The organism is Candidatus Aminicenantes bacterium (genome assembly GCA_026393855.1).
Taxonomy (GTDB): domain Bacteria; phylum Acidobacteriota; class Aminicenantia; order Aminicenantales; family UBA4085; genus UBA4085.
In genome coordinates this window covers 1-8,971 of sequence record JAPKZJ010000031.1, presented here as the reverse complement: position 1 = coordinate 8,971, position 8,971 = coordinate 1, and the positions used below count along the sequence as shown (strand labels likewise).

Annotated in this window: 7 protein-coding genes; 5 read left to right on the top strand and 2 right to left on the bottom strand. The window is 66.1% G+C overall.

Annotation, left to right across the window (positions count from 1 at the left end; genetic code table 11):
- The 3 genes from dnaE to NTZ26_04150 form a co-directional block, all read left to right on the top strand.
- Positions 1-3,201 (top strand): DNA polymerase III subunit alpha (dnaE, locus tag NTZ26_04160; GenBank protein ID MCX6559686.1); only part of this gene is annotated, 3,201 nt, incomplete at its 5' end.
- A gap of 131 nt (positions 3,202-3,332) precedes the next feature.
- Positions 3,333-3,944: a response regulator gene (locus tag NTZ26_04155; protein ID MCX6559685.1), complete on the top strand. Its 612-nt coding sequence runs from the start codon at positions 3,333-3,335 to the stop codon at positions 3,942-3,944.
- A 6-nt stretch (positions 3,945-3,950) separates the two neighbouring features.
- A complete protein-coding gene (locus tag NTZ26_04150; protein ID MCX6559684.1) occupies positions 3,951-4,469 on the top strand; it encodes a biotin--[acetyl-CoA-carboxylase] ligase in 519 nt (172 codons plus the stop codon).
- Here NTZ26_04150 and NTZ26_04145 read toward each other — a convergent pair.
- Both NTZ26_04145 and NTZ26_04140 read right to left on the bottom strand, forming a co-directional pair.
- Positions 4,462-6,579 carry a GWxTD domain-containing protein gene (locus NTZ26_04145; GenBank protein MCX6559683.1) on the bottom strand — a complete coding sequence of 706 codons (2,118 nt, stop codon included), beginning with the start codon at positions 6,577-6,579 and terminating at the stop codon, positions 4,462-4,464. The genes NTZ26_04150 and NTZ26_04145 overlap by 8 nt on opposite strands.
- Before the next feature lie 12 nt (positions 6,580-6,591).
- The gene (locus NTZ26_04140; GenBank protein MCX6559682.1) at positions 6,592-7,734 is read right to left on the bottom strand and encodes a hypothetical protein; all 1,143 of its coding nucleotides are present in this window, start codon (positions 7,732-7,734) and stop codon (positions 6,592-6,594) included.
- A gap of 164 nt (positions 7,735-7,898) precedes the next feature.
- Between NTZ26_04140 and NTZ26_04135 the strand changes: the two genes are divergently transcribed.
- Positions 7,899-8,504 (top strand): hypothetical protein, encoded by a 606-nt coding sequence (locus NTZ26_04135; GenBank protein MCX6559681.1) that lies wholly within the window; start codon positions 7,899-7,901, stop codon positions 8,502-8,504.
- Positions 8,504-8,971: hypothetical protein (locus NTZ26_04130; protein ID MCX6559680.1), on the top strand; the 468-nt coding region annotated here is incomplete at its 3' end. The genes NTZ26_04135 and NTZ26_04130, both read left to right, overlap by 1 nt.

The window sequence follows — 8,971 nt, the reverse complement described above, 5'->3', positions numbered from 1 at the left end:
GTCCAGAACGAAATCGGGTACCGCAATCTGGCCTTCCTGCTGTCCAAGGCCTACACCGAGGGCTTTTATTACCGGCCCCGCGTCGATAAGGCCCTCCTGGCCGAGCACTCCAAGGGTCTCATCGCCCTGTCCGGATGCCTGAAGGGCGAGGTGGCCTATTTCCTGACCCGGAGCATGGACGAGGCGGCTTTCAAGGCGGCCGGCGAGTACGCCGAGATCTTCGGCCCCGAAGGGTTCTACATCGAGCTGATGGACCACGGCCTGGCGCCGCAGAAGGAGGTCAACCCCAAGCTCGTCCGCCTGGCCCGCTCGCTCGGCCTCCCCCTGGCCGCCACCAACGATTGCCATTACACCGAAAAAGAGGACGCCGAGAGCCACGACGCCCTGCTCTGCATCCAGACCAATAAAAAAGTTTCCGACCCGGATCGTATTAAGTTCGGTTCGCAGGAGTTCTATTTTAAGAGCGGCGAGGAGATGGCCGCGCTCTTCGCCGAGGTTCCGGAAGCGATCGAGAATACCTTCCAGATCGCGGCCCGCTGCGACTACTCCTTCCCCAAGGACGTCCATTTCCTGCCTCGCTTCGATCCGCCCGGCAGCCAGACTGTGCAGGAGTATTTCGAGCAGGTCTCCCGCGAGGGCTTCGAGGCCCGCCTGGGCGCCATCCGGCCGCGGTTGGCCAAAGGCGAGTCCGCTCATACCGAGGTCGAGTACAAGGAGCGCTTCGAGCGCGAGCTGCGGCTGGTCGAAAAGATGGAGTTCGAGGGCTATTTCCTGATCGTCTGGGATCTCCTGCGGACGGCCCGGCAGAAGGACATCCCGGTCGGCCCGGGGCGCGGCTCGGCCGCCGGCAGCCTGCTGGCCTTCAGCCTGGGCATCACCGACATCGATCCGATCGAGTACGACCTGCTCTTCGAGCGCTTCCTCAACCCCGAGCGGATCAGCCTGCCGGACATCGACATGGACTTCTGCGCCCGGCGCCGGGAGGAAATGCTGAAGTATGTCCGGGAGCGCTACGGCGAGGACAACGTTTGCCAGATCATCACCTTCGGGACCATGGCCGCCCGGGCCGCCATCCGCGACGTCGGCCGGGTGCTCGAAGTGCCCCTGGCCGAGGTCGACAAAATCGCCAAGATGATCCCCTTCGCCCCGGGGCAGGAAGTGACCATCGAGAGCGCCCTTAAAGACGTCCCGGCGCTGCGCGAGCTGCGGGACCGCAACTCCAAGATCGCCCATCTATTGGCCCTGGCCCAGAAGGTCGAGGGCCAGGTCCGCAACCCCTCTATCCACGCCGCCGGGGTGGTCATCACGCCCCTCCCGCTGACCGAGTTCGTGCCCCTGTATCGCTCGGTCAAAGGCGAGGTCACGACCCAATTCCCCATGAAGGACGTCGAGAGTATCGGCCTGCTCAAGATGGACCTGTTGGGCCTGCGCAACCTGACCATCATCCGCGACGCCCTGGACATCATCGAACGGGATGTGGGCGAGCGCCCGGACGTGGACAACCTGCCCCTGGACGACGCCAAGACCTTCGCCTTGTTCCAGGCCGCGGCCACCGACGGCGTCTTCCAGTTCGAGAGCCCGGGTATGAAGAACCTTTTGCGCCGCTACCGGCCGGAGGAGTTCCGCGACCTCATCGCCCTCAACGCCCTGTTCCGGCCCGGGCCGCTGAAGAGCGGCATGACCGATAAGTTCGTCTCCCGCAAGCACAATCCGGAGCAGATCGTCTATGACATCCCCTCCCTGGAGCCTATCCTCAAGGAAACCCGCGGCCTGATCGTGTACCAGGAGCAGGTCATGCGCATTGCCGTCGTCCTGGCCGGATTCTCCATGGCCCAGGCCGACGTCTTGCGCAAGGCTATGGGCAAGAAGGACAAAGTCCTGATGAAGGAGCAGAAGGCCCAGTTCCTGGCCGGCGTCAAGGCGGCCAAGATCGTGCCGGCCGCCCCGGCGGGCAAGCTTTTCGACCAGATCCTGGAGTTTGCCGAGTACTGTTTCAACAAGTCCCACAGCGCCGCCTACGCCGCCCTGGCCTTCCAGACCGCCTGGCTCAAGGCCCACTACCCGCGCCATTTCATGGCCGCCCTGATCTCGTCCGAAGCCGAGCGGGGGGGCACGGCCCAGGTCGTCAAGTACATCGGCGAGTGCAAGGCCATGGGCATCGAGGTCTTGCCGCCCGACATCAACGCCTCGGACTTCTCCTTCACCGTCAAGGGATCGGAGATCCGCTTCGGCCTGTCGGCCGTCAAGAACGTCGGCGAGACCGCGGCCCGGGCCGTCGTCGAGCTGCGGCGGGAGCGAGGCGCGTTCGCGACGCCTTTCGATATCGTCCGCGACGCCGACACCCGGGTCGTCAACCGCAAGGTCCTGGAGAGCCTGATCAAGGCCGGGGCCCTCGATTCCCTGGGCCTGCCGCGCTCCCAGTGTTTTCACCTCGTGGACGCCATGATCCAGTTCAACCGCGAAGCCCAGCGGGCCAAGGCTTCCCGCCAGTCGTCGCTCTTCGGCGGCGATGCCGAGCCGCCCGAAATCTCGGCCGAGATCCGGTCCATGCGCGAATGGGACGAGTCGCTGATGCTGTCGTACGAGAAGGAGGCCCTGGGCTTCTATATCACCGGCCATCCGTTGGCCGAGTTCGAGACGACCCTGCGGCGGCTGGTCTCCCATTTCGTGGCCGACCTGGACGACGAGCGCGACTTCGGGTCCGAAGTGGTCCTGGCCGGGATCATCCAGGACTTCAAGAACCTCAAAACCAAGAAGGAGGAGCAGATGGCCTCCTTCAGCCTGGAGGACTTGACCGGCCGGGTCGAGGTGGTGGCTTTCCCCGACGCTTTCAAGAAGTATTACGAGTTCATCCGCGAGGACCTCAAGGTATGGCTCAAGGGCAAGTTCATCGGCGAGGGCGAAAACCGCAAAATCCAGCTCACCGCCATCCTTCCGCTCGACGACGCCCTGCAGAAGATGGCCAAGCAGGTCATCCTGCGCGTCTTCATGCCGGGGCTCGAACCTTCCACCCTGGAGGACCTCAAGGAGATCCTGGAGAAGAACGCCGGGGAGTGCCCGCTGTATTTCGAGCTCGAAACGCCCTTGTCCTACCGGGTCACGACCCAGTCGCCCGATTACAAGGGACTGACGCCGGCTCCGGCCGTCATCAAAGCGCTGGAAGCCCTGCTCGGCGAGGGCACCGTCGTCGTGGAATATTAGGGGTCAGGTCTTAAGATTTAAGGTATCTAATATATCAGGCGAAAAAGCGTCACTTTGGCAAAATAGTGTCACGAGAAAACTTATATCTTAAGACCTGACCCCTACCTCTATTTGGGGGTAAAATAACCCTGATGCCGATCCGCGTTCTGCTCGCCGACGAATCGCCCGCTACGGCCAGGGCCATCCAATCCGCCCTGCCCGAGCCCGAGTTCGATGTCCGGGCGGCCGTCGACGGAGCCCGGGCGGCGCGGGCCTTGGCCGAGTTCAAGCCCGACGCCGTCCTGGCCTCGCTCGGCTTGCCCGGCCGCAGCGGCTACGAAATCGGCGCGATGCTCCGCGAAGACCCGGCAGCGCGGGTCGTGGCCCTTGTTTTCCTGCAGGGGGTGACGGAGACCCTGGACGTCAACCGTCTGTCGGGGCTGGATCACGACGGCGTCGTGCGCAAGCCCTTCGATTCGACCGCCCTGGCCGGGCTCGTCCGGCGGGCCGTGGAAAAGCGGCGCGAGATCCCTTCGCTGCCGGAAGAGCCGCAGGTCGAAATCCCCCGCGAGGCGACGCCCTCCGACCCGGCCTCGCCGACCCTGGGCCTCGAGGATACGCCGCTCGAAAAAACTCTTCGCCGGCTCGTCCGGGACGAAATCGCGCGGGCTCCGTGGGAAGAGAAGATGCGCGAGATCGCCGCCGCCGAATACCGCAAGCGTCTGGTCCGTGAGCTGCGGCGTCCCGATTCGCCCAAGAAATAAGCGCCCGTGATTCTCGTCCGTCTCGATTCCTGCCCCTCGACCAACGACGAGGCCAAGCGTCTGGCCCGCGGCGGAGCGGCGGCCGGCGTCGCCGTCGTCGCCGGCGCGCAGACGGCGGGGCGGGGGACCCGCGGCCGCGTCTGGCAATCGCCCCGGGGCTTGGGGCTTTATCTATCGGTCATCCTGCGCCCGCCGATCGCCGACCTAGCCGGGCTGCCCCTGCGGGCCGCCCGGGCCGTGCAGGATGCCGTGGAGGAGACGGTCGGCGTCCGAGCCGCGGTCGAACCGCCCAACGACATCGTCTGGGACGGCCGCAAGCTGGGGGGCGTCCTGTGCGAGAGCGGGTTCGAAGGCGCGCGGCTGGAATTCGCGATCGTCGGCGTGGGCTTGAACGTGAATCAGACGGCGGCCGATTTCCCGCCGGACATCGCGGATACAGCCGTCTCCCTGCGCATGGCGACGGGCCGGATTCTCGCCCCCGACGCGCTGATCGATCCGATCCGGACGCGGATCCTAATTATTTAAGGCCGTCCAGCTTCTTTTTAATCTCCGGCTGGTCGGGCTGGACCTCCAGCGATCTCCGCCACGCCTCGCGGGCCTTGGCTTCTTCGCCCAGCGTCAGACGGCATTCCCCCAGGGCGTTGAGCGCGGCGGGCACATTGCGTTGGTACAACAGGGCTTTATCGTACCAGCCGGCGGCCTCCCGCACCTGCCCGGCCATCCAGGCGGCCCGGCCCAGAGTTGCGTAGAAGTCAAAATCCACCCCCGGCTTGCCGTCGTAACGGCCCAGGACGTCGCGAGCCGGCCCGGCGTCCTTGACCGCCAGGAGGGCTTTGGCGTATCCAACCGCGAATTCGATGGACTCTTCGTTCGCCCGCCAGGCGTCGACTAGCGACTTGAGCGCGGCGGTCGTATCGCCCCGGTTCGCCGCCTGCGTCCCCAGGACAAAGGCGTAGTAGGGATCGCCGGCGGGCGGATTGGTGCCGGCGGCGACCCAGGCCGCCGGCTGATCGCCGCTCCGCAGCGCCAGCCCGCCCTTGGATTCGAGAACGGCTCGGCCCGACCCATCGAGCAGCCGGGCCTCGACCGCGTAGGCGCCGGCCGCCAGCCCGTCCGTGGGCAGCTTTTCCAGGATATTCCCGTCCGCGTACCCCGCGAGAGGCTTGCGGAGAATCTTCGGCGTCCCGCCGCTGTTTCCGCTCACGGCGACTTCCAGCGTGCCGGAGGCTTTCAGCTCCCGGCTCGGCCCGTTCAATTGGAGGAAAAGGAAGATCTCTTCCGCCGTCCCGAAGACGCCGTCGGCCGAGGGGTCGATCTGAATGGCTCCGACCTGGAAGGCGCGCGGCTCCACGCCCGCGGCCGCCTCCATCCTGATTCCGCGCCGCCCCAGGAGGGGCGGCGTCATGTCCATGGTCCCGGCCGGCGGGATCGAGAGCGTCCGCTCGACGGTCGTGAATTCTTTGTTGATCGTATTCTCCATCCGATAGTGGAGAACCATCGCACCGGGCAGGACCGGCACCGCATCATAGACTTGGAAGACCTTGTCCTGGACGGCCTTGAGCTCGCTGCGGTGAAGCGAGATCGGGATCTCCCGCCGACGCTCGAAGAGGGTTCGACCGGAGGCGTCCGCGAGCCGCAGAGTCGTCCGCAGTCCGGCCGTGTACATGTCGCCGAACGCTTCCAGCGCCAGGTGCTCGGGCACCACGGCGAAATGCAGGAAGCACGATCCGTTCGGCTCGAAATAGGCTTGAACGGCGGCCCGGTTGGCGATGGCCTTGACCGAGTAGCCGACCTCTGCCAGGCTCTTATGAGCCAGGAAGGCCTGGGCGTAGCGATCGTCGAGCCGCCGGCGGGGCGCTTCGGAGATCGCGCCCAACAGGGCGGCGGAACGCACCGCGGCGCCCTCGCCGCGATCGCCGGGGATGCAGGTCAGGGCGCATTCCGCGGCCGGCGAGCCGACAGTGCCGGCCAGCCTTCGGAACGCGCGCTGATCGGCCGGACCCCAGCTCTTGTCCGCCTCGAACGGAAGCGGCGTCGCGTCCGTTTCTTGGCCCGTCTTGTCGGCCCGGCCGCCATCGGATACCAGCTTGCTCGGCCGGTCCGTCGCCGGGTTGTAGAGGGCGTATTCCCGGCCCGACTCCGGCCGATAGAAGAGGAGGCGGAAGAGGCCTGCTTGATCGACGGAGGCATGGCTTTGGTAGGTCCAGACCTCCAGCGGGCGGACGTCCGACTTTTCAATCTTATCGACGTCGCGCGGCGGACCGAGGAGGATATACATCCGGCCCCGATCCGACCCGCGGCCGTCCGCGGCGCGGCCGTGCCCGAAAACGCGATCGGCGAACTCCAGCCGGCGGAAATGCTCGACCCGGTATTCGTTGAGGGGTGTCCCCGGGGTCGGGTCGCGCTGCCGCCAGAACTCCTCGATGAACAGGTCGCGGTCACGGTCCGATTCGAGCTTAAGGAAGGCCTCCCGCTCGCCGGGGGTTATGATCAGGGCCGCATCGGCCTCGATCCAGGTTTGATGCTTGCCCGCCAAAGCGGCGGGCCGGGCCTGCGGGCCGGCGGCCGGAGTGGCGCCGGCGGCCGCCGCCAGGATCAAGATCGCCGTAAGGGCGCGGATGCTCGTGCTGTTCATCGTCCCTCTCCTTTAGAAGCGGATCCGGAAGCCGAAGCGGGCGTCGACCCCTGTCAGGTTGTAGCCGGCCTCCCGATAGGGTCCCGGGGCCAGGCTCGGGTCGGGCAGGATCATGAGGAGCGTCTTGCCGTCCGTCTCGACGGCGTAGAGGTTTCCCGCCACATCGTCTTCATAGGCCATGTGGTTGGCCAGAACGGTCGACGTGGTCTGCGTCCCCTGGAAGTTGCGGATGGTGCCTGCCCGCCCCGAGACCTCGAGATAGAGGGCGGCGCGCTCGTTGAGATTGAGCTCCAGCGCAATCCCGGCTTGCGCGCCGAAGCCCGAGCCGTCCGCTCGTTGGATGAAGTCCGTTTGAATTTCCGCGGCCGGGGTCATGCCGTGGAAGGAGTACTTCGTTTGGACCCACATCGGTCCGCCGCTGAAGCGAACGGATAGCAGCTTGTTGATCGGCAGCAGGTAGGCGGCCGTGGCGAAATAGGCCATGGTCCGGATGTTCGGCTCGACCACGGCCTTGTTCTCGATCGGAAAGTACTTGGTGAAGACGCTCTCGCCGAAGGTGTGGGCGTAGGCGACCGCGGCGCCCAGGCCCAGGCCGAAGCGGGGCGTGAAGTGGTAGAGCATCTCGCCGCTGAAGGAGGTCCGGATCTTGAACGAGTAATCTGACGGGTCGAGCGGCGTGTAGTCCAAGGCCAGCAATTGCTCGATCTGGGTCTGGAAGCGGTCCGAGATTCCGGTCAGCAGGTCGCCGCCGCCCAGCGTGCCGATGCCTCCCGAGAAGCGGAACACGAACCCGGTGCCCCGAAAGGCTTCGTCCGGCGAGGTCCAGAAGTCGACGGTCGATTCTTCTTTCGTCTCGACAAGCTCCAGGTCGCTTGCGGAGACGTAGCCGACGAGGACCGACCCGTCTTTGCGCGTGACGAGGAAGCGGACCCAGGCGCCTTCGGTGGCGTAGGACTTGACCTCGGTCCCCTTGACGAAGGCGTCGATCTGCGGAGCCGTAATGTCCGGGCGCACTCGGACCGGCGCCGGATCGGCGACGACCCGAAAGATCCATTGGGTGGCTTGGGCTAGGGCGGGCGTTGGATCGAAGACGGCAGGAAGCGCGATCAGGCCGACGGCCAGGACCGCGAGGAAATAGGCACGGAGTGTTCGCATGCTTGACCCTCCGGGGACGGATGAATAGATTATAGCAAAAAGCCCCCTTCTTTTACGCTCGCCTGTCCGGCCGTGTATAATGGGAAGGGGTCAGGTCTTAAGATATAAGTTTCGCGCCGAGTCGGATTTAAGCCGAGGATTGGGAAGCATCGGAATACGCCGCTATGACCGCAGAGATGGAGAAAACTAATATCTTAAGACCTGACCCCTATTTTAAGCGAATCTCGCGCGCCTTTCTGGCCCGGCGCGGGGCGCCCCTGATCCTATCGGCGGCCGAGATCGATCTTATCGTCGCCTGGGAGCGGGCCGGCATTCCGGCCGACGCGGTCCTAGAGGGGATCGAACGGACCTTCGAGCGCTCCGCGGCCCGGCTTCGTCCGCGCGGGCGCGGCCCGACCCTGGCTTATTGCCGGGCCGAAGTCGAGCGAGCCTTCGCCCGGTGGCGCGACCGCCGCGTGGGAGAGGCCGGCCGGTCCGCGCCGAAGCCGGATCCGTGCGGCCGCGCCGCCGCCGAGACGGTCCGCTTTTTAACCGACTTCGGGGAGGCTCCCGTGAGCCTGCTCCGGGCGGCCGACCGGGCCTATAACATCCTGACCCATCCTCCCGTCGACGAGGACGCCCTGGAGCGGCTCGACGCCGAGGCCGACGCGGCGCTTCTGGCGAGCGCGTCGGACGAGGATCGCCGGGCCGCGGGCCCGGGCCGGACGCGCCTGCTGAAGCGGCTGCGGGAAAGATACGGCCTGCCGTATTTCGCGCCGTTCAATTATTGATGACGATCAGCGATTCGCAAAAAATTTTGGAAGCCCTGCGCCGCAACCGGCAGGGGCTGACCCTGGCCGACCTGTTTCGCGAGCTGCGCTCGCCGCGCAAGGAGCGGGCCAAGGTCGAAGGCCGCCTACGGGAGCTCGAAGAGAGCGGGCTCATCCGCCGGGTCAAGACCCGCTATCTCCTGCCCCCGGAGTCCGACGTGGCGCGCGGCCGCTTCGTGACGGCGGGCCGCGGCTACGGCTTCGTCGCCACCGAGGGCCGGACGGGGGACGACGTCTATGTCCCCGCCCGCCTGGCCAAGGGCGCCCTGAACGGCGACGAGGTCGAGGTCGTGTTCCGCGAAAAAGGGCGGACCGGCCGTCCCGAGGGCCGGATCGTGCGCATCCTGCGCAAGGAGAAGAAGAGCCTGCTCGGCTTCTTCCTCGAGCGCGGCGGCCGTCCCTATTTCGCCCCCTTCGACACGGCCGGG

Bases quoted from the DNA above. Each gene is read 5' to 3' on its own strand.
- NTZ26_04155 (MCX6559685.1), top strand. From the start codon at position 3,333: ATGCCGATCCGCGTTCTGCTCGCCGACGAATCGCCCGCTACGGCCAGG.
- NTZ26_04145 (MCX6559683.1), bottom strand. From the start codon at position 6,579: ATGAACAGCACGAGCATCCGCGCCCTTACGGCGATCTTGATCCTGGCG.
- NTZ26_04140 (MCX6559682.1), bottom strand. From the start codon at position 7,734: ATGCGAACACTCCGTGCCTATTTCCTCGCGGTCCTGGCCGTCGGCCTG.
- NTZ26_04135 (MCX6559681.1), top strand. From the start codon at position 7,899: ATGACCGCAGAGATGGAGAAAACTAATATCTTAAGACCTGACCCCTAT.